This window comes from Faecalibacter bovis (assembly GCF_017948305.1).
Classification (GTDB): Bacteria; Bacteroidota; Bacteroidia; order Flavobacteriales; family Weeksellaceae; genus Empedobacter; species Empedobacter bovis.
In genome coordinates this window covers 294,971-314,999 of sequence record NZ_CP072842.1, presented here as the reverse complement: position 1 = coordinate 314,999, position 20,029 = coordinate 294,971, and the positions used below count along the sequence as shown (strand labels likewise).

Below are 20,029 nucleotides of genomic sequence, written 5' to 3'. Positions count from 1 at the left end.
AAATTATCCTGTGTACATGATTTTTGCTAATACGAAATAAGGCGGTCTATTTTCATGCGCTTCTCCAGCACCTGATTCGCCAACTGATACGGTAAACGTGCCACCACCTGCTGAAGATGTTTGTGCAGATTCGTTATTTCCAAAAGGATTATCATCGGCCTGAGTACGATACCCACGAGCCTTAATTGCTTTAAGATACGTGTGTGTATGATCAGGAATTTCTACTGAACCACTATGAGTATGCCTTCCGTTTTGATTAGCTGTTAAAGCAACTTCTTTTAGACCTCCAGTTTTTCCAACAGCATTATAATCAGAAACACGATCATCATAACCTACAATAAATTTTGAACGTAAATCAGGCGTTCCATTCGTACCATCACATAGACTCCAACCTGTAGGAATGTTTGCTATTTCACCGTAATAATCCTGGATAAAACCAATATGATTGCTACGATTATACATTTCTTCATTCGTTACCACACGATGGAAGTCTGCCCATGGATAATTAGAACCGTTTGAAGTTTGACCAAATGTAGCCCATCGTCGGATATACACAATCTTAGTTTCACCACTCTCAAAATTTCGTGGCTCTTCTTCCTGCTGAATAATCACAAACTCCGATGCTTGACCACCACGGAATTCGTACAACTGATTATTAATATTCACATAGCCATTTGACACCTGATTACCATTTATCTGACATCCTGAAATGATTGCCAATGGAGCAATTGTACCTCCAAACACATTGAAGACTTCATACGATTTTTGCATTGCATCCAACGTATTGGTTTCCATCGGAAAACCACCTGCTTGTTGTATATTAATATGATTCATTGCTATAGCCTAATTGATTGATTTAAAAAATTTCGTTGTAATGTCCTTAGATTGATGATATTGAAACGTGTGCCTTCTAACTTGTAAAACTTTACCAATGCCACCACATCATAATGATTAGCCGTTACATTAGCCATATCGACGGTGAAGTCGTAACCAGTATCGGAATAATCATCAGCACGTCTAAGAAACAAAGTCCCTAAATACTTAGGTTTCTGCTCGGCATGGGTGTAGATGTAATTACGCTCGTATCGATCTCCTTCTATAATTCTGATTTTTCGCTCATCCAAATCAAACATATCATTCAATGCAGCTTCCATGTAGCATTTCTGCCAAGTATGGTCTAACTTATAATGATCGTCCAACCGTAGTTGATTAAATTCATCATGAATATGAATTACTGGAGCAATTGCAGATTGCAAAAAAGCAATTATTCTTGGCTTTCGCAAAAACGTCGGCAAAAGCAACTGAACAAGCTTATTGAAATTAAGATTGTAATACTTCATAGCTTATTCCGTTAAAGTTCTCAATCTTGAAGTAGCCACTCTCAGGCACTTTTCTCACATCAATCGAACGCCAATCGCCATATCCTGAAGTAGCAGGATTTACCCAGCATGATTGAACCAAATCAACCGATACCAACTCAACACCTGTAACACTCTCCAGCTTATTAGATAAGTCCTGAATTTGTAACGCACCATCAAAAGGCAATTCCTTCATAAATTCCTTCAGTGCATCTTCTACAGGAAAGTTGGCATTTCGTCTATGCATTCCTTGCTCATCAATCAATAATGGATCTCTGAACACTCGTATTTTTAAGCGTAATAAATCAGGCACATAATTGATAATTCGATACGGTACACCAGTACCTTTAATTTCCGAAGTATAACGATCAATTGTTTCCATGACTTCTTGAGGTAATGGAGACAATTCTCCTTCAACTTCAGTCGCTATCTTAATGATAACTTCTCGCTGTGTATCGGATTCATTAACCGCACAATATTTAATAATCTTCGATTCAGAAATTTGATCATCAGTAGCATTTGAGTTATCAAACTGATCTGTTTCAGGTATCAAATCAAAACCATACTGAAAATTCAAATACATCCCTTGAATCCAAGCTAAACGATGAGTTTTCTGTTTTGCAATTTTATCGTCGATTTCCTTACGATGTTGGGAGAATAATTGCGCTAATTGCTCGATGGCAAATGCCACACAATAAAACATTAAACGCCAAATAGAAGTTTTAGAAGTAGAAGTTAATCCACTTAATGCAGCATTTCTTTCTTTCGCTGCTATCATTGTATTTTGATATTGTTCTACGCTCATATTACCTTACTTCAAAATCGATTTCTATTCCCCAATATTCAATTCCTCCATTGCTATCTACAAATTCCTCTGTAAGTCGAATTTTATCAATTGCAGTTGCTGGATTGATATTTCTATTTTTGAAAAAATCCGCTATTAGCCTTTGCTCAAATTCACCACCTGCAGGAACTTTTAAAACCTTTCCAACCTCCAAATCATCTGTCATTGAAATGTTATTTTCAATAGCCAATGGTAGTACACCAATTGCAGTCCCAAACAACCTAATGGAGATATCTAAAAGGCTTTGATTATGTAGGATTTTTATTGTCATCTTCTAAATTGAATTGTTCATAAAATTTCTTATTAATAATCTTCAATAATACTTCAGCGAACTTGTAACCAAGGCTCTTATAATTTTCTAAAAGCGATACAAATAGTTGCCATATAATAGCAATCACATATACCCAATAAAGCCAAATAAATGGATCTATTTCGTAATTCATTATTACAGGAAAATTAGAGTTCGATGCAAACGTATTCAGGATATATATTGGTGTTAAATAAGTAGCTATTTTTAAAAGCATACGACCAAATTTTCTACTTGAATGTTGCTCTCCACGTTTTAAAGATGCTTTAACTCCAGTGTACCATTCAAAGCCCAATAGAACAACTAAAGCAATTAAAAATAAGTGATTGAAGCCAAAAAGAAAGCTAACTGCAGAAACAAGTGTGCCCAAGACTAAATCTGTTTTTATCACATTTTGAGAGTTTAGGAAACCAAACGTTGAGCTTAAAAAATCATCTAGATTTTTAAAACCAAAACCGTCTAGTATGTAATTGATTGTTTTCATTTAAATTATAATTTTAGTGTTTTGAATTCCTTCAGATGTATCAATAGTAGAATTGATGTAATTATCATATTCCAATTGTATTTTTAAATCTCTCTTAAATTCATCATCTGTAGTTTGTGATTTGATGTAATTGATAGCACCAAAACCCACTAAAGGAAATTCTTTAAATTCACCTTTTTGAGCAATGAAAATATCTTCGATATGTTGTTGATCACTTTCATCAATAACAAAGTCTCCACGCTCTATTTTTACATCTTGTTCCTGGTCTCTTATGATATCCTTCATTACTCGATATTTCCTGTTCCTGTAAATGCTCCTTGGTTAGATGTTCCTGTAATAATTACAGTTCCTGACATCAAATAATTTTTGATAATAGCTAGTAATTTTTGAGCATAAATCAATTTACTTGCTTCATAATTTTCAGACTCAATCATCTCATCTTGTAGATCAATAACAGCCTGTATAAATTCTGCATCATTTAAAGCCATTAGAAAAGTAATTTGTTAATATCTTGGTTAAGTTGGTTAAACTTTTGCTTATTCAATTCAATGAATTTTCCAGCACCTGAAGGTGTTTTAATTATTGAATTTTCTAAGGTTGTAAATAGGTCGTTTAAAACCGTTTTAAGGTTTGCTTCTTTATTTAAGATTCTGAATTTTCCATCTTTCATTTCAAAGATTTGAGATTCTATTTTTATCAAGATTCTATCAATTTCTGAATATTGAATAATGGTTAATTCGTCCTGGTTATCTAAGCGAGCAACTACGACTTTTGAGCCTACTTTTGGATAGATTGTCATGTTACTTTCTAACTCATCTATAATTGAATTAAGACGTACTTCAGTATCATTATCCACGATGCAAAAATTATCTTCAACACGCTCTACAGATACCACCGCAATAGAAGCAATTCCTTTCTTTTTTGATTGAAGCTTTATAGCTTGAGAAAATATTTCTTCTACATTCATTTTAAATCAATTTATGACTAAGCTCATTCGCTCTTTTAATACCTACATCCTTATTAATATCAATGGTAACAGCTTTTATAAAATATGTTCCATCTTGATGCTTATCATTGTAAATAGGTCGTGTAATTTGTGCTGAATCTCCAGGATTAGTTCTTGGTAAACACCAACTATCCAAAGTGCCTTTTAAACCTCCTATTTTTTCCTGCTTCAGAAAAGCGTCTCCCCATTTTTTTAAATCAGCTTGAGTTAAGTTTGGAAAAACCACCTTTGTTTTTGATTCACCATTTGGATCTCCAGTTGTGTAGGTTAGTTTTTGACCATTCTTTTGCATCGATTCAACAATGATTTGTTTTGGCGTTTCATCGTTAATCACAAATTTTAAATCAGAACCTCGACGAACATTTTTAGAAAAATTAAACTCATGTACAGCATCAGGTTTAAAGTCTGTCATCATTCCTACATAAAGCGTTTTAGCATCCATAAAATAGAATCGTAAACCGACTTTTTCCTGTAATTCAGCAAGTACCTCATAAGGTGTTGCTTTCTGAATAATCCATTTACCGATATGATAAGATTCGTTACAAATAATCTCATATTGTTCAGGAATTACTGCCTTTAAAATATCTTCTAACTTTCCTGAAGAAATAGTTTTGGTTACTTTATCTGCTTTCTTTAGCTTGTACATTTCATCCTCGCATTCAATCTGCAATGGTGCTTCAGCTCCGATATTGGTTACATAACCAATGAACTCAACTTCTAAATCCTGATCATAACCAAATGCAATCTTTATAGGATCTCCCTTTGTGATAAAGTCAAGAATACTTTTTCCTGCTAATTCGATATTTTTACCTGAAGGACTAACTGCGTTTCTAAATTCTCTTGGCAATACTATAGTTGCTGTATTTGTTAGCGTTTCAACACTCTTTTTGATTTGTATTGATTCGCATACATTAAAGCGAACTTGTTTACCAATACTGATTTTTAAATCAATGTTATGATACAGGTAATTCATCTTCTAATTCTAAGTTTCCAGTTGTTATCGTACCACTATTAGGCTTAAGAAGCGTAAAGTTTACTGACTTAATAGAAAAAGCTGAAATTGTAAATTGGATAGTATCTTGAAAGCCCTCAATAGGTGTAAAATCAATACTTTCAAAAACAATTGCATCAATATCCTTTTCTTCAAATTGCCTACCTACAACCTCAACAACTCCTTTATGTTTCCATACTTGATTAAGTTTTCTAATTTCATCTGATGGATAAATACGATTGTCTAAATCGATTAAAATTCCGTTTATCTTAATTTCCCAAGGTTGCATTCCCCAACGTTCAATTACGATTGGATCATCATCGTTTACTTCTGTTTTGATTAAGGATTTTGCTTGCGAAAATGAGATTAAAAGCGGTGGAGCAAAGACATTTGAATTTTCTAGGTTCATTACTTCAGAAAACTCCAAAGGTTCTTGATCAGGAATACTAAACTTTACATACTCAATATTAGCAGCTTGTTGTGGATATAATTCTAAATTATAATCCTTATCGTTTATTTTCTCGACAAATAATTGCTGGGCTACTTTGCCTACAGCTAACATTCCAAATGCAGCTGCATATCTTTCTGCTAGGTTTATTACATTCATTATTCAATTTTTTTAGGAGCCAATATTCCTTGTTCAATTAACCATTCAACTTGAGCTAATTTCATAGCCCATGTTTCATCGTCTAATTCTTCAGGAAATGGAATATGTAATGCATAACTTATTAAAGCGTCGTATTTAAAAATTTTGTCTTTGTCGTTTCCTTCAATCAATCCAGGACAATCGTCTAGAACTTTTTTAAGCGTCCTTCTCTAATCGGAATTAATTCAGCTAAAGAACTTACAGTTGTAAAGAATAATGCATCATCAGCTAATACAGTATCTTTATTTGTCAATACACACCCTTTAACTAAGATTTCTTGAGCTTTAAGAGGATTCACATTTTGGAATTTCATGTATTGACCGATAACTTGTCTTGAAGGAATTTTTACTGTTACTTCTAAAAATTCAGTATTGTTATCATCTTTAGGTAATTCAATTACTCTAAGATTGGTTTCTCCACCGTGTTTTTCGATTTCTTCAGCAGATAATTTGAATTTATTTTCGTTCATTTTAAAATGAAATTAGATATGTTTTAAACTTGTTTTAAAAAAAGTCCTTCCTTGAAAGGACTTTTAGATAATGTATTAATTAAGAGGATTTTTATACGACGTTAAAATCTACTTTTAAAGCAAATAGCTCATAGGACATTTGTAATCCCATTTCACCTGTAACATCTCGACCTTGAGATTTGAATTTTGCATAAATAGAATCGACTACAATTTCGTTGTCTTCATTTACAAATTCTACTGTTACATTAAAAGGTTTAACTTTTAGTAAATCTCCTCCAGCTGCTTTTTCTAATGGTACGACATCAGCCATCATTAGATCTATTGTACATGAAGGCGTCTTTTTACCCTTAGACCAAGATGTTGGATTTTCTCCAAGTGTATAATTCAATTGATGTTCTTGCTCATTTCCATAAGTCACTTTAACTACAGGAATGTTAATTCCATTGATGTAAACTTTTACATCTGCAGAATCATACGCTTTTCCATTTCTTACGATATCAGCCATTATACTTGAGTTTTAAGATTAATAGTTCCTGTAATTTCTGAAACTGTACCAAGCGGTTGAACAACGTAATAAATAACTAACTCCTTTTTTACAAGTAAATCACTATCAGGATCAATCGTTACTTTACCTGCAGATATTTCGCTATTCTTAGCCATGTCTAAAAAGACATTATTACCAATTTCTTCTAAAGAAACACGAACAGCTGGAGATAATTTTCCATTTTCATCCACTGGATATGTTTTCTTAATTTTTGGCAAATAAACCGTTCTCAACTGTCTTACAGCGTCATCCATTACACGGCTATAGGCAATTGTATGCTCGTTCATATTTCCTTCCTGATCTACGATAACAGGCGCACAAACATGATCGTTGTTAATTCTGATACCTGCTAGTCCTGGATAACTTAAACCGAAAATGTAACCTTTATCCTCAAATGTTTGCAATTGAGAATAAACCTCCATTGTCTTTTTATGGTTAGATAAACCAGGAATCATCCAAGCGTCAAGACCCGCATTTAATAAGTCGAACGACTCATTATCTCCTATGTTTTGAGAAATTGAAGCAGCTGAACAAACACCTAAGACAGTACCTACATCAGCAAATTTTTGTGCTAAATCTGTTTTTGTTTCTGCATATTTCCAATCTTGACCGATGAAAACTGAAACTTTTGTAGCTTCTACATTTTCAATATCTCTTAGATCCTCAACGATATTAGAAGCTCCAGCCAAACCGTAACCTTCTAAGAAAATATGACATGGCATATTTTGCTCATAAGCCCAATCTGCTAAACCTTGAGCCAAAGGAATTGCTGTATTTAAGTCTGTAGGCAAACCATCAACAACGGTTGGCGCTTCAGATGGATTAACTGCAAATGCAATTTGTCGAACTTCATAATCAGCCGTTGCAAGTAAAGTCTTCACGTGCTCACTCTGCACTAACGTTGTAAGTGTTGAAGCTTGTGGAGCTAACATTAAATGTAATTCAGTTCCTTGACCAGCTAATCTGTAGAATTCAGAAATATGTCGATATACATTTACATTGTTTGTTGCATCAAATGCAGCATCTAAACCGTATTGTTCAAGATCATCCGTATTATAAATAGTTACAGGCGTATTAAATGCCAATCCTGCTAATACTGCAGAACCAATAACTAAAGCTGAAACCGCTCGTTTGTTATTGGAACGATTTGCTCCAATCTTGCCTTTTCTCGTTGTAACACCATTAAGATTGCTCATCTAATTCAGGATTGTATTGATTTTCTGTTTTTTCTTCATCAGGATTTATATCCGTTTGAATTCCTTCAAATGAACTATCATCCTTTTGAACTGGATTAATTTTCGGAGCATTTAACTCAGAAATACGTTTTTCTAAAGCCTCAATAACAGTTTTTCGCTTTTTCCCTTCTTTCTCTTGTTCTAATAAAGAATTTAATTCTAAAGCATCTGAGATTAGATCAATGCCAGCAATTGCAATAGAAGCATTATAATTCAAAATTGATTCTTCAGCTATTTCATCTCTTTTGAAATGCACTAATTTCTCATCAGCCTTTAAACTCAATTTTGCTAAGTTCTCAGAACTAAAGAATTCTCCTGAAGGATTAGCCCATAGCTCTTTATAAGAGCTATGACTAAATATTTTTTGTGCTTGATCTTTCATATTATCCACTTACTTTAGAAGTAACTAATGCAGCCATAGCACGTGCTTTTTTAGGAGCAATTAAATAGTAGTGTCTAAAATTAACTGCTGAAGACTGAGTTTGCGTATCAGGTTCATCATAGTACATTTTAGTTTTACCTTCAGCTCTGAACATATCTGGAGCATAAAATGCTACAGAAGCTTTACTGTGAGTTGATGGATTAAACACTGCACCATAACTTGCTTTAGTTGTTCCTGCATAGAATGGATTATTACCATAAGTATAAACTTTGAATCCATATAATAGTGGCAACAATTGACCTGTAGATACATTTACATAGTTCTTGTAAAGATTTGTATCTTCTTTAAGTAAATCGAATAAATGAGTATCATCTAATACTAATACACGATTACCATCATTTGGCACACCAGCATCAGTCATTGCTTTTGCTAAAGAAATTAAATCCTTTAAAGTCGCAACTTTTTGACCTGATTCTGTTGCTCCTGTAGTACCGATTACAGGTGTATCAGTAGTATTAGACGCTGGAGCTAATGCATGAATAGCTTTTCCAAACTTTTTAGTTAAGATAGCTTTACGATGTTTATCGTTTACTTTAGCAATCTTATCATAAGTAATTGCGTATAACTCGTCATCAGTTACTTTAGTTGCTTTTGTTTGGTATTTATCCAAGTTAAACGCTAGATCACCATCTACTTGTTCTGAGTACCCAATTGGATAAGAAGTATTATTAATAAGAACTTCAGGATCAGCTCCAATATCTACTAAGTGAATTACTTGATTTTCTCCATTTCTTGAAGATGATACATATTCAGAATAATCTTGAATTGTATTTAAAAACGATGCTTCGATGAAAGGTCTAAAACCTTCTACTAATTCGCCCGTCCATATTTCTCTATAAACTCCAGCCATTATTTATTGTATTTAGCGTTGAATAATTGTTTGAATTGTTCAGGATTAGATGTTGATAATGCTTCTAGTCCACGTGGATCTTCTTTTTGCCATTTATCAAAATCCCAATTTGCACGATCTACGCTTGCATCAGGTGCTTGATTTATCGTTCCAGCAATAGTTTTACGAACATTCATATTTGCAAATACAGTTTGTAAAGCTTCAATTCCTGATGTTTTACCAATTGCTTCATAAGTAGCTTCATCCTCTTTTTTGATTTTACCAGCCTTTACAGCTTCAGCAATCAAAGAAGTAACCGCTCCATTAGATTGTTCTTCTAATTTGGCTTGTAAATCAGCTACCTTTTGCTTTTCAGCATCTAATTGAGCTTTAATCTGTGCTTTTTCATCATCATGTTTTTGTTGTACTGCTTGAATTACGGCAGTATCTGAACTTTGCTCGTTCACGCCTTGTAAACCCAAGGCTTCAATAATTGGTTTTTTCATTTCTATTTCAGAATTATTGTTTACATTATTAGGGATGTACAAGGCTGCAAATTTTGCAAAGACCTCGCTTTGTGATTCCATTTGTGTAGGATCAAATCGTTCAACTTCAGTTTCAGGTTCGATAATACCTGCAATAAGTTTCTCTTTTAGAGCTTGTTCAGCTGAAAACCAATTGTCCCCAACTAGCCATTTATCTACATATTGCTTAGATTTCCCTGTAATCTTTTGAAGTTTGTTACTAAAATTTGTTTCGATTTGACGTAATAGGCTTGCGTATTTTTCAAATACTGAAGCAGTACCATAAGTATAGCCCGATGGTGCATGAATCATCATGAACCCATTTTCTACCATATAAACTTTACTTGTCGATTGACTAATGACTGCACCCATCGAGGCAGCTATACCAATGATATGTATTTCAACGTCCTTTTTAGAACTGTTAATTGCATTAAAAATCAAATTACCATCAAATACAGATCCTCCATCTGTATGAAGCTTGATGATGATATTTTCATACATCATTTCCAATCGCTGGAATTCTTGAATAAAGCGTACACCATCTCCATCCCAAATAACCCCAATGCATTTAATTGTATTTTCTTCTACTGTAAAAATCACGTGTAAATAATTTGATGTAGCAAATATTTAATTCTTTTTAAGTGTTTCAAAAACAATTAGTAAGGGTTGCAACTCTTTGATTTTCTTTATTGTTATTAATGGATTTTTGCTATAAAAACTAAAATGTTACAGGCAACTAAAGGAGGTGGAGGAAATAATAAAGCAAAGAAGGAATTAGCTGAGAAGATGTTTGTTGAAGATGGACTAAATGCAAAAGAAATTGCCAGTTTAGTTGGAATCTCTGAACAAACTCTTTCTAAATGGCGTAAAGGAGATGGTACAGGTAAAACCTGGGATGATAAAAGAAATGAATATTTAGCAGCACCTCATAAGATTAAAGAAGTCTTAATGAAAGAGCTGAATAACATTGCAAGTGGATCAGGTGCAACTATTGATGCTGATGCTTTAGCAAAAGTTAGTAAGGTAATTGAAACCTTATCCAATAGAACTTCAGTACAAGTCATCTTTTCGGTATTCAAGGAATTTGATAACTGGATGGCAGATCAGGAACCACAAATGGCAATTGCATTTTTAGAATGGCATAAGCGATTTATCCAATACAGAATTAATCAGGAAGACTAATGACTAAGAGTTTTGAAAAGCTAATAAAGCAATACGAGGAGCATTGTCGTAAGATTGAGCAATCTGCTACTATCAATATCAATGAAACGCCAAAGGAGAAAATTAAGCGAATGCGTGGGCTTGAAAGAGACTATGTCGATTGGTTCGAATACTACTTTCAAATGTATGCCAAATCTAAATGCGCTTGGTTCCATAAGCGAATGGCTAATAAAATTATTGAGAATCCTGAATGTAATTTATTAGGAGAAATCTATCGTTCAGGTGCTAAATCTGTGCATTTAGATATGGGTATTCCATTGTATTTATATCTCGTAAAAAAGGATCTATTCTTTTTGTTATTGATTGGTGAAACGGTAGATAAAGCTAAAAAACTGATTTCTGATATACAGGCACAATTACAACATAATTCAAGATTAATCAATGATTATGGCAAACGATTTAAATACGGAGATTGGGCTGAAGGAGATTTTAGTACAGTAGATGGTGTTCGATTTGTTTCACGTGGTTTTAGACAGTCAGTGCGTGGTTTACGTGAAGGTGCTCAACGTCCTGATTATATTGTGGTGGATGATGTTGATACAAAAAAGCTTTGTAATAACGAAAAACTTTCAAGGCGTGCCTATGAATGGGTTTGGGAGGATTTACGTGGAACATTTGATGAAGGTGCTAAACGTAAGCGTTTCGTTGTAGCTAATAACAACTTCCACAAAAACACCATCATTAATCAACTTAAAGGAGAGTTTAACCGAATCAATGAAAGAGCTAAAGAAACAGGCCGTAAAATTAAACATTTTGTCATTTCAGTAGCTGCAGTAAAATCATTGGTAACTTTTGAACCCAATTGGCCTGAAAAAACATCAGCTGAATATTGGAAGGAAAAGTATGATTCAACACCGTATCGTTCCTTTATGCGAGAGTATATGCATAAACATATACAAGATGGTACAATCTTTAAGCCTGAACATATCCAATACAAGAAAAGGCTTCGATTTGATCAATATGATGCACTTTGTTTCTATGGAGATTTATCTTACAAAGATGCTGGAGATTACAAAGGGATGGGATTAGTTGGTCGTATTGGAAAGGAATATCATTTAATATTCTGTTTTCTTAGACAATCAACACGTAAAGCAGTTGCTGAATGGGTGTATGATTTATACGAAAAACATAATCTAGGCAAATACAATATCAAATATTTGATTGAAGGTTTGTTTGCGATGGATGAATTTGTGAATGATTTTGACCTAGTTGGAGAAGAACGTGGATTCTATATTCCTGTAGTAGCTGATAAGAAATCTAAGATCAACAAATATGATCGTATTGAGTCAATGGCTGGATTCTTCGAACGTCTAAATGTCTATTTCAATGAAGAATTTAAAGGTAATAATGATTTTGCTACCATGGAGGATCAATTGTATGCCTTTGAAAAAGGAAGTACTGCAAATGATGATGGTCCCGATTTTTTACAATCAGGTATGGCAGAAGTAAACAAGGCTTCTTTTGTAGCAAAGTTTAAACCACGTACAAAGTCAAGAAAAGAAATACAAGCAAACAAGAAAAACAGATTTTAATATGGGATTTATTACTGAAGATGATTACAACGTTCTGATACGAACTGAAATCAAAAGTATTTTATTAGAAAATTACACAGAGCAAAAATTATTAAGTGCTGAAGAAATGGCAATTTCTCAGATTAAAAATTATTTGAGAGGTTATTATGATGTAAATCAAATATTCTCTGCAGAAGGTAATAATAGAAGTGCTTATATGGTAATGATTACGATTGATTGTGCCTTATACCATTTATACACCAGTTTAGCACCAAATAAAATTCCTCAACACCGTACCGAACGCTATGCAGATGCTTTGGATTGGTTAAAAAGTATTTCTAAAGGAGAAACTAAAGCAGATTTACCTGAAATAATTGATGAGGATGGAAAAGTCAAAACCTCAATTAGACTAACGAGCAGATACAAACGACAAAACTATAAGTACTAAACTTTGTTTAAACCTTGTTTAAAATCGTTTTTCAGCCATTTTATAAAATTTAACAATGAAATTATTTAATAATATATTTGGAGCGTTTAAAACGCCTAAAAACGTATCAACTACAAAACCACAGAAAAGAGGTGGAAAAAGTAAAAATCTTGATAAAATAATTGACCAAATTTCAAAGTCATTTAAAGACATTTCAAGAAAAGATATCGATAAGTGGAGACAGGCAATTATTATTAGCCATAACCATGATAATCCAAGATTCAATACTTATGCTGATTTAGTAGAAGATTTACGTATAGATGGAACATTTAAAGCTCATGAACAATTAAGAGTTTCTGCCACTTTAAGTACAGGTTTCCAAATTCGTAATAAAGCTAGCGGTGAAATCAATGAAGAAGCAACTGAATTATTCAATCAAAAATGGTTTTTTGATTACCTTCAGTTGTATTTACATTCAATCATTTATGGAGCAAAAGTTATTGAGTTTATCAATTTCGATGGGCATAAAATTGAATTTGTAGAAATTCCTAAACGAAATACAGCAACAAATTACAAGCGAATTTATCCTGATTTAACTTCTCAAACTTTTATTAATTATGATGATCCAATTCATAAAAATTGGGTGCTTCAACTTGGAGAAGACGATTTAGGTTTAATTAATAATATTATTCCTAACCTTATTTGGAAACGAAATGTCGTGCAGTCTTGGGCAGAGTTTTGCGAAAAATTCGGAATGCCATTAGTTTCTGCAACAACTAATCGTTCAGATGAAGATCATTTGGATGCTGTAGAACAACAATTACTTTCATTAGCTGAAGCTTCGGTTGGGGTTTTTCCTGAAGGAACATCTATCAAATTTGATGAAGCAAATCGTACGGATGCTTACAATGTTTACTCAAAATTTATTGAGCAACATACAAATGAGATTTCATCTGTAATGGTTGGTTCTAATACGCTAACAGAAAATGCAGCCAATCGATCACAAACAGAAGTACATGAACGAAGCTTAGATTTTAAAATCTCGCAAGCTGATCGTCGAGATATCGCATTTAATGTAAATGATGAATTAATCCCTTTATTAATGGCTCATGGCTATTCTCAATTATCCAATGATGATGTTTTAGAATGGGTGGAATCAAAAGAAGAAATTGACCTAAACCAATATTGGACAATTGTACAAGGAATTATGCAAGACCACGAAGTAGAAACGGAATGGTTATCTCAAACTTTCAATGTGCCAATTGTAGGTAAAAAACAAAAACAATTTAATCCTTTCCTAAATTCTGAAGAAGATGAAAACAATGATCCCAACCAAAAAAATAAAAATACAGGCGTACAAGCTAAATGGAGAAAACCAGATTACACCTAAATGTTGTAGTCATTTACCAATGGCTTCTGCAGATAATGACAACCTAAAGGATTTGGTAGAAGATTGGATGAAGATTCTTTATAATGAGGATAAGGATTTAGGAGCTCAAGCTAAAGTAATTGCTGAAGAACTTAATATCTTAACTGATGGATTAAAAAAAGGATTCGGTGTGCTTAAAGGATATAATACGCCTGATACTTTAGCCTATCAATTAATGGAGTATAATCTTTTTGAGTTTTGTGAATATAAAACAGAAGCACGTTTAGCTGCAATGACTGATTTACTCATTGATAAAAAGAAACAAGAAATTAGATCCTTTACAGATTTTAAAAATCGTGCTTCTAAAATCAATAAAGATTTTAATGAAGATTGGCTCTTAACAGAATATAATCTTTCTATTGCTGTAGGTCAAAATGCAGCTGCTTATCATCGCTTTTTTAACGAACAAGATTTAACCAGGTATGTAAAGTATCATACAATTGGAGATAATAAAGTAAGGGAGCAACATCGCATTTTAGACGGTAAAATTTTCGATTTAAATGATAAGGAAGCAATGCGCTTTTTTCCTCCTAATGGTTACGGTTGCCGTTGTGAAATGCTTCAGTATATAGATCCAATTCAAGCTGAAGATATAACTACAGGGCATGAAATGTGGGAGCTAATGAATCGAACGCAATCTGATTTTAAAAATTCTCAATTTTCCATTAATCGAGGAGATCTAAAAGAAGTGTTTACAAAAGCTCAATTTTACGCTGATGGTAAAGTAACCAATGATATTAATAAACTAACCTATAAGGATTATCATTTAGATCAGGTTAAAAACAAAACAAACATAAAACCTTTAAAAGTTGATACAACTATCAATTCTGAAAATGTAAAGGATTTATTCAAGCCTGTAAAAAATCAAAAATTTATGGGTTTTGATGATTATTTAGGGCGCAAATTAATGTTAGATGAAAAAACATTTAAATCAAATTCTTCATCTTCAGAAAATGCTCAATTAGTTCCGGCACTTAAATCAATCATTAAAAATCCTGATGAGGTTTGGTACAATAAAGACCGCAATAAATATCAATCGAGATATATCAAGTTTTACAAAGGAGAAGCCATTGTAATAGATACTGAATTCACTAACGGAGGATTGAAAATTAAGTCGTGGTATAAAACAAATAAAGAGGATCATTTATTTAGAAAAGGTCTTCTAATCAAAAACAAATAATAATGGCAGGTAAATCAAAACTTGAATTATTGATTGAGCTCTCAGATAAAATGTTTAATAGCGGTTTAAACAGAGTTCAAAACAAATTAAATTCTTCTGTTAATGCAATGGAAGGACGACTAAATCAATTTAAAGCTAATGCAAGCCGTGCGCTTAATTCTTTTGCCACCGAATCTGAATCTGCTTTTGGATTTGGTATAGGTGCAGGAATTGGAATGAAAGTATTTGACATCGTTACCAATGCAATTACAGGATTAGCAGGTGAAGCAGTTAACTCAGCAGATTCCCTCGAAAAGTTCAAATCCACTATGAATTTTGCTGGGTTTGATACAAGTCAAATTGACAAAGCTCGATTGGATGTAAAAAAATATGCTGATGATACGGTCTATGATCTAAACACAATTGCTAATACTTCAGCACAATTAGCTGCAAATGGTGTAAAAGATTATTTAGCCTTAACGCAAGCTGCAGGTAACTTAAATGCTGTAGCTGGAGGTAATGCAGATACTTATAAATCTGTGGCTTTAGTTTTAACTCAGGTAAATGGTGCAGGTAAATTGGTTACGCAAGATTGGAACCAATTAGCAAATGCGATTCCTGGTGCTTCAGGTAAGATGCAAGATGCGTTGAGAAAAAACGGAGCATTTACAGGAAACTTTAGAGAAGCGATGGAGAAAGGTATGATATCAGCTGAACATTTTAATAAAGCCTTAATGGATTTAGGTTTCCAACAAGTCGCTATTGACGCTGCAAAATCTACTGCAACTTTTGAAGGTGCTTTAGGGCAATTAGAAGCTGAAATTGTCAATGGTTTAATGTCGGTAATTAATGCAATTGGTATGGATAATATTACAGGTGCAATTATGACTTTAACGAACTTTATTGGTGGATTAACTAAAGGGTTTGTTTGGTTGTTTAATGAAATCAATGGTGGCAATCCTTATTTACAAATTTTATTGACTTTGATTGCAGGTTTAACTGCTGGGATTATTGCGGGTAACACCTATATGTTAATACATAACACTCTTATTGGTAAAACAACTATTTTAACAAAATTATGGGCTGGAGCTCAATCATTACTTAATCTTGTTATGAAGTTAAATCCAATTGGATTAGTTGTAGCTGCAATTGTAGCTTTAGTTGCAATTGTAGTCATCGCAATCAAAAAATATGATGAATGGGGTGCTGCATTACTTGCTTTTCTTGGTCCAGTTGGTTTAGTAATTAATGCCTTTAAATCATTATACGATCATTGGGAGAGTATAAAAAAAGCTTTTCAAACGGATGGGATTATTGGAGGTTTAAAGCGTATAGGAATTGTTTTATTAGATGCCTTACTTAAACCTTTACAACAAGTTTTAGAAATGGCTTCAAAAATTCCTGGTATGGGTAATCTAGCAGGTAATGGTGCAAAATCTATTGAAGCTTTAAGAAAAAAACTAGATCTTGTTACACCTGAAGAAACTAAAACTTCTGAATTAGCTAAAAAAACTGAAGGTAATGGTTCTGCAAGTCTTTATGGTGCTAGTGGCGGTATTGGTAAAAAAGACGATAAAAAAGATAAAAAGCAAGCGGAGCGTTTAAGTAAAATGACAGGAGCTTCTAATCAAGTGCGTAATGTTACCATCAATATTGATGCTTTTAATAAAGGTGGAATTAACATTGCAAAATCTGATACTGCAGGTATGACAAAGGCAGATGTAGAAGCATGGTTTGCTGATATTATGCAACGTGTAATGATAAATGCAGAACATGGCTAAAACAGATATGTTAACCAAATTACATCGTTTACGTCAATTGCATAAACGATTTCCTGAGTTGGCTGCAATAGAAGCAGTCAACTTTTCTAAAGAACGTTTTGTTGCTAAAAATTGGTTGGATCGTTCGCCCAATCGATGGCAACCTCGTAAAAAGGAATCGAGAGGATCTTTAATGGCAAAGACTGGACGTTTAAAACGTTCGGTAAGGAAATTAAAAACAACTCGTAATTCAGTTACCATTGGTACGGATGTTCCTTATGCGCAAATTCATAATGAGGGTGGATCTATTAATAATAGAGTTAACGTACAAGCTCATTCAAGGGTTAGGAAAGGACGTGCAGAACGTGTAAAAGCACATACAAGGCAAATGAACATCAGAATGCCTAAACGTCAATTTATCGGTGAATCTGCCATCTTATTAAGACGTATTGAACGAATGTTGGATAAGCAGATTAAAGAGATTTTAAAATAAGTTTAAACCATTTTTAAAATGAAATCATTTTACAAGAAAGTATTAAGTACTTTTCAAAAACAAAGCACAAAAGATAAGTTTATAGAACATCATATTCCTCCCGTTCGATACATTGATTTGTATGCGCAACAAGATTTAAATCCTGAAAATTTTGATTTATTTCAAGGTACAAGTTTATTGGTTGAATGGGATATTGATCATACGCAAGATACACCAGTTGCAAATATTACTTTTTATGTATGCTATGAACAATTAAGAGATACAAGTAACATTTCTTTGAATCAAGAATTAGGTCTAAAATTCTTAGATTATATCCAATTGGTGGATGAAACTTTATCTGATTTAGAATCTGAAGAAACAGGTAAATTAACAAAAGTAGATGAAGGTTTTAACCAAATGGATAGTATTGTAGATGTATATTTACTGAAGTACGAATGTTCTTACAAGCGTAAAAAAATAAACCCCCAAGATGATCATCTTGAGGGCTCGTATGACAGTTTGCGACTTAGTGGCAATTTAGTTCAAAAAGTTGAATTTGATTTATAATTTTAATAATCTTTCAGGTTGTTTACTTTCTACAATATAATAGGTATTATTTCTTTTGATAATATCCATCTTAAAAGTTCCAACACCTTTAAATTTTGGGCGTTTTGTTTCTTTCATAAAACGCTCAATTTTTGTTTTTAATTCTTGGTTTAAAACTCTATCATTTCTTTGAAATTCTAAACCATAAACCGACTTCTTAAATGTTACAGTAAATGCTTCTGTATCTCGGTAACTTACTTCTGTATTTGCTTTCGAATTGTATAAACTTTGTGCATAAACACTATAAAAAAACAATACTAAAATTAAAAAACTACAACTTTTCAAATTCATCTTTTATAGTATTAAATTTTTCAATAAATGATTTGTTTTGAGACAATTTCCTACTATAATACTGACCTATAGTTTCATTATTTTTTAATGATGTATCAATTCCCTTTTCATGTATCAATAATGAAGTTCTATTGATAGAATTAATATCTTTTTTAAATCTTTCAATAAATTCTAAATATTCAGAATTATAATGATCAATTAAATCAATAATATTACCAGCTTCATCAAGTCTTCCTTGTGTAGCTAATCCTAAATAAAACGCTAACTCAGATTTACCCTTATTCGACCTCGAAAGCTCTTTACTTATATCCATAAAATACAATCCTAAATCAATTGATTTATTTGGATTAGGAGTATAGGATACGTTAATATTTAAATTTTTATCATTTAATTTTATTTCCTTTTTTTCTAGTTGCTGTTTCTTTAAAATTTCATCTTGTTTATCAATTTGATTGATTAAAAACGAATCTATCTTTTTACTGATTTTTTTAAATATGTTCATAATTTCAGTTTATAATTAAACAAAAAACCACGCATTTGATTGCGTGGCTGGAAAAAAGTAATTGAAAATTGAATTTAGGAATTCAAATATAGAAATATTTACCTATAAATCAAAGTCTTAAATCCCTAATGACTGATAAACTTTAGAGCAATATTTTATTTGATGGATACAATCCGAAACAGGATGATGTTTTACACCAACAAAAGGTTCGTTTTCTTTTACTTCAGGAACTAATCCTGCTAATGTTCTTACATCTTTTTCGTTGTAAAATTCCCAAGGCAAATCGATTTGGCAGGCCTTGTATGCACTGCGTAAAATAACCAGGTCAAATGTTGCTCCGTTGCTCCAAACAAAATCCTCTTTTAGTATAAATTCAGACAATTCTATCAAACCATCGGATATCGAAATGCGATCTGATTTACTTAAAAATTCCTGCCTTGCTTTTTCGTCTTGGTTCATCCACCAATCTACTGTTTCAGGATTTATTTTTAAACCAACATCCACACAACTTTGTTTGTCTATTTTTCGGTAAAATGTATCTCCTTTTATTCCTGTAGATAAATCAAATCGTACAGCTCCAATGGAGATAATTACTGCATCAAAATCCGTGGATAGGGTTTCGATATCTAACATTATATTATTCATAGATTAGAAATTAAAAGGATTAAATTTTTCAGTATTTTTTATCATGGTGAACATTAAAAATTTTTCGTCACCATTTGGTTTCATTTTCCATATTTCAACTGAATTTGAATTTATTTCTTTCATTTGATAAAGCATATCTGCTGAATATGTATTTGTTTGTGGAATTTCTGATAGCTTTTTCTTAAAAATTATTTTTAAAGATTCTGCATCTTCAGCACCATTATACTCAAGTTCACGGACTTTAATCATAACTCCTAAATCTTGAGTTTGTAAACTTTCTCTATGTTTTATTATTTTCCAAGGCATATTAGCTAGTTTTAGATTCAT

At 32.7% G+C, this 20,029-nt stretch carries 29 protein-coding genes; 8 read left to right on the top strand and 21 right to left on the bottom strand.

Features of this window, described 5'->3' with window-relative positions; all coding sequences use genetic code 11:
* Window positions 1-3 precede the first annotated feature (3 nt).
* The 17 genes from J9309_RS01575 to J9309_RS01495 all read right to left on the bottom strand — a co-directional run bounded on the left by J9309_RS01575 (window position 4) and on the right by J9309_RS01495 (window position 10,279).
* Window positions 4-834: a hypothetical protein gene (locus J9309_RS01575; protein WP_230476706.1), complete on the bottom strand. Its 831-nt coding sequence runs from the start codon at window positions 832-834 to the stop codon at window positions 4-6.
* A 2-nt stretch (window positions 835-836) separates the two neighbouring features.
* The gene (locus J9309_RS01570; RefSeq protein WP_230476705.1) at window positions 837-1,340 is read right to left on the bottom strand and encodes a hypothetical protein; all 504 of its coding nucleotides are present in this window, start codon (window positions 1,338-1,340) and stop codon (window positions 837-839) included.
* Window positions 1,321-2,163, bottom strand: coding sequence for a nucleotidyltransferase (locus J9309_RS01565; RefSeq protein ID WP_230476704.1), 843 nt, complete (start codon window positions 2,161-2,163; stop codon window positions 1,321-1,323). The genes J9309_RS01570 and J9309_RS01565 overlap by 20 nt, the downstream gene beginning before the upstream one ends.
* Before the next feature lies 1 nt (window position 2,164).
* Window positions 2,165-2,473 carry a hypothetical protein gene (locus J9309_RS01560; protein WP_230476703.1) on the bottom strand — a complete coding sequence of 103 codons (309 nt, stop codon included), beginning with the start codon at window positions 2,471-2,473 and terminating at the stop codon, window positions 2,165-2,167.
* Complete coding sequence (locus J9309_RS01555) at window positions 2,451-2,993, bottom strand: phage holin family protein (RefSeq protein ID WP_230476702.1); 543 nt, start codon at window positions 2,991-2,993, stop codon at window positions 2,451-2,453. The genes J9309_RS01560 and J9309_RS01555 overlap by 23 nt, the downstream gene beginning before the upstream one ends.
* A complete protein-coding gene (locus J9309_RS01550; RefSeq protein WP_230476701.1) occupies window positions 2,994-3,278 on the bottom strand; it encodes a hypothetical protein in 285 nt (94 codons plus the stop codon).
* Complete coding sequence (locus J9309_RS01545) at window positions 3,278-3,481, bottom strand: hypothetical protein (protein ID WP_230476700.1); 204 nt, start codon at window positions 3,479-3,481, stop codon at window positions 3,278-3,280. Before J9309_RS01545 ends, J9309_RS01550 begins: the two co-directional genes overlap by 1 nt.
* Window positions 3,481-3,960, bottom strand: a complete 480-nt coding sequence (locus tag J9309_RS01540; protein WP_230476699.1) for a hypothetical protein — start codon at window positions 3,958-3,960, stop codon at window positions 3,481-3,483. Before J9309_RS01540 ends, J9309_RS01545 begins: the two co-directional genes overlap by 1 nt.
* Before the next feature lies 1 nt (window position 3,961).
* Window positions 3,962-4,972, bottom strand: a complete 1,011-nt coding sequence (locus J9309_RS01535) for a hypothetical protein (RefSeq protein WP_230476698.1) — start codon at window positions 4,970-4,972, stop codon at window positions 3,962-3,964.
* Entirely contained in the window at window positions 4,953-5,597 is a 645-nt protein-coding gene (locus tag J9309_RS01530) for a DUF6046 domain-containing protein (protein WP_230476697.1), read from the bottom strand. Before J9309_RS01530 ends, J9309_RS01535 begins: the two co-directional genes overlap by 20 nt.
* A complete protein-coding gene (locus J9309_RS01525; protein ID WP_230476696.1) occupies window positions 5,597-5,767 on the bottom strand; it encodes a hypothetical protein in 171 nt (56 codons plus the stop codon). The genes J9309_RS01530 and J9309_RS01525 overlap by 1 nt, the downstream gene beginning before the upstream one ends.
* Window positions 5,768-5,781: 14 nt before the next feature.
* The gene (locus tag J9309_RS01520; protein ID WP_230476695.1) at window positions 5,782-6,105 is read right to left on the bottom strand and encodes a hypothetical protein; all 324 of its coding nucleotides are present in this window, start codon (window positions 6,103-6,105) and stop codon (window positions 5,782-5,784) included.
* A 91-nt stretch (window positions 6,106-6,196) separates the two neighbouring features.
* Complete coding sequence (locus J9309_RS01515; RefSeq protein ID WP_230476694.1) at window positions 6,197-6,610, bottom strand: hypothetical protein; 414 nt, start codon at window positions 6,608-6,610, stop codon at window positions 6,197-6,199.
* Window positions 6,610-7,845 carry a DUF2586 family protein gene (locus J9309_RS01510; RefSeq protein WP_230476693.1) on the bottom strand — a complete coding sequence of 412 codons (1,236 nt, stop codon included), beginning with the start codon at window positions 7,843-7,845 and terminating at the stop codon, window positions 6,610-6,612. Before J9309_RS01510 ends, J9309_RS01515 begins: the two co-directional genes overlap by 1 nt.
* Window positions 7,832-8,266, bottom strand: a complete 435-nt coding sequence (locus tag J9309_RS01505) for a hypothetical protein (RefSeq protein WP_230476692.1) — start codon at window positions 8,264-8,266, stop codon at window positions 7,832-7,834. The genes J9309_RS01510 and J9309_RS01505 overlap by 14 nt, the downstream gene beginning before the upstream one ends.
* A gap of 1 nt (window position 8,267) precedes the next feature.
* Window positions 8,268-9,176, bottom strand: coding sequence for a hypothetical protein (locus J9309_RS01500; RefSeq protein ID WP_230476691.1), 909 nt, complete (start codon window positions 9,174-9,176; stop codon window positions 8,268-8,270).
* Entirely contained in the window at window positions 9,176-10,279 is a 1,104-nt protein-coding gene (locus J9309_RS01495; protein WP_230476690.1) for a Clp protease ClpP, read from the bottom strand. Before J9309_RS01495 ends, J9309_RS01500 begins: the two co-directional genes overlap by 1 nt.
* A 123-nt stretch (window positions 10,280-10,402) precedes the next feature.
* Between J9309_RS01495 and J9309_RS01490 the strand changes: the two genes are divergently transcribed.
* Genes J9309_RS01490 through J9309_RS01455 form a run of 8 tightly spaced genes read left to right on the top strand, consistent with a single transcriptional unit; the run spans window position 10,403 to window position 18,225 of the window.
* A complete protein-coding gene (locus tag J9309_RS01490) occupies window positions 10,403-10,861 on the top strand; it encodes a DUF1804 family protein (protein WP_230476689.1) in 459 nt (152 codons plus the stop codon).
* Window positions 10,861-12,432 carry a hypothetical protein gene (locus J9309_RS01485; protein ID WP_230476688.1) on the top strand — a complete coding sequence of 524 codons (1,572 nt, stop codon included), beginning with the start codon at window positions 10,861-10,863 and terminating at the stop codon, window positions 12,430-12,432. The genes J9309_RS01490 and J9309_RS01485 overlap by 1 nt, the downstream gene beginning before the upstream one ends.
* Before the next feature lies 1 nt (window position 12,433).
* Complete coding sequence (locus tag J9309_RS01480; protein ID WP_230476687.1) at window positions 12,434-12,859, top strand: phage protein Gp36 family protein; 426 nt, start codon at window positions 12,434-12,436, stop codon at window positions 12,857-12,859.
* Between the two features lie 55 nt (window positions 12,860-12,914).
* Entirely contained in the window at window positions 12,915-14,228 is a 1,314-nt protein-coding gene (locus J9309_RS01475; RefSeq protein WP_230476686.1) for a phage portal protein family protein, read from the top strand.
* Window positions 14,152-15,447: a phage minor head protein gene (locus J9309_RS01470; protein WP_230476685.1), complete on the top strand. Its 1,296-nt coding sequence runs from the start codon at window positions 14,152-14,154 to the stop codon at window positions 15,445-15,447. Before J9309_RS01475 ends, J9309_RS01470 begins: the two co-directional genes overlap by 77 nt.
* 2 nt (window positions 15,448-15,449) lie before the next feature.
* Window positions 15,450-17,207, top strand: a complete 1,758-nt coding sequence (locus tag J9309_RS01465) for a tape measure protein (protein WP_230476684.1) — start codon at window positions 15,450-15,452, stop codon at window positions 17,205-17,207.
* Entirely contained in the window at window positions 17,200-17,679 is a 480-nt protein-coding gene (locus J9309_RS01460) for a phage virion morphogenesis protein (protein ID WP_230476683.1), read from the top strand. The genes J9309_RS01465 and J9309_RS01460 overlap by 8 nt, the downstream gene beginning before the upstream one ends.
* Window positions 17,680-17,697: 18 nt before the next feature.
* Window positions 17,698-18,225: a hypothetical protein gene (locus J9309_RS01455; protein WP_230476682.1), complete on the top strand. Its 528-nt coding sequence runs from the start codon at window positions 17,698-17,700 to the stop codon at window positions 18,223-18,225.
* Here J9309_RS01455 and J9309_RS01450 read toward each other — a convergent pair.
* The 4 genes from J9309_RS01450 to J9309_RS01435 all read right to left on the bottom strand — a co-directional run bounded on the left by J9309_RS01450 (window position 18,220) and on the right by J9309_RS01435 (window position 20,029).
* A complete protein-coding gene (locus J9309_RS01450; RefSeq protein ID WP_230476681.1) occupies window positions 18,220-18,555 on the bottom strand; it encodes a hypothetical protein in 336 nt (111 codons plus the stop codon). The two genes, J9309_RS01455 and J9309_RS01450, sit on opposite strands and share 6 nt — an antisense overlap.
* Window positions 18,536-19,057 (bottom strand): hypothetical protein, encoded by a 522-nt coding sequence (locus tag J9309_RS01445; protein WP_230476680.1) that lies wholly within the window; start codon window positions 19,055-19,057, stop codon window positions 18,536-18,538. The genes J9309_RS01450 and J9309_RS01445 overlap by 20 nt, the downstream gene beginning before the upstream one ends.
* Before the next feature lie 117 nt (window positions 19,058-19,174).
* Complete coding sequence (locus J9309_RS01440; protein ID WP_230476679.1) at window positions 19,175-19,702, bottom strand: 3'-5' exonuclease; 528 nt, start codon at window positions 19,700-19,702, stop codon at window positions 19,175-19,177.
* Window positions 19,703-19,705: 3 nt separating this feature from the next.
* A complete protein-coding gene (locus J9309_RS01435; protein ID WP_230476678.1) occupies window positions 19,706-20,029 on the bottom strand; it encodes a hypothetical protein in 324 nt (107 codons plus the stop codon).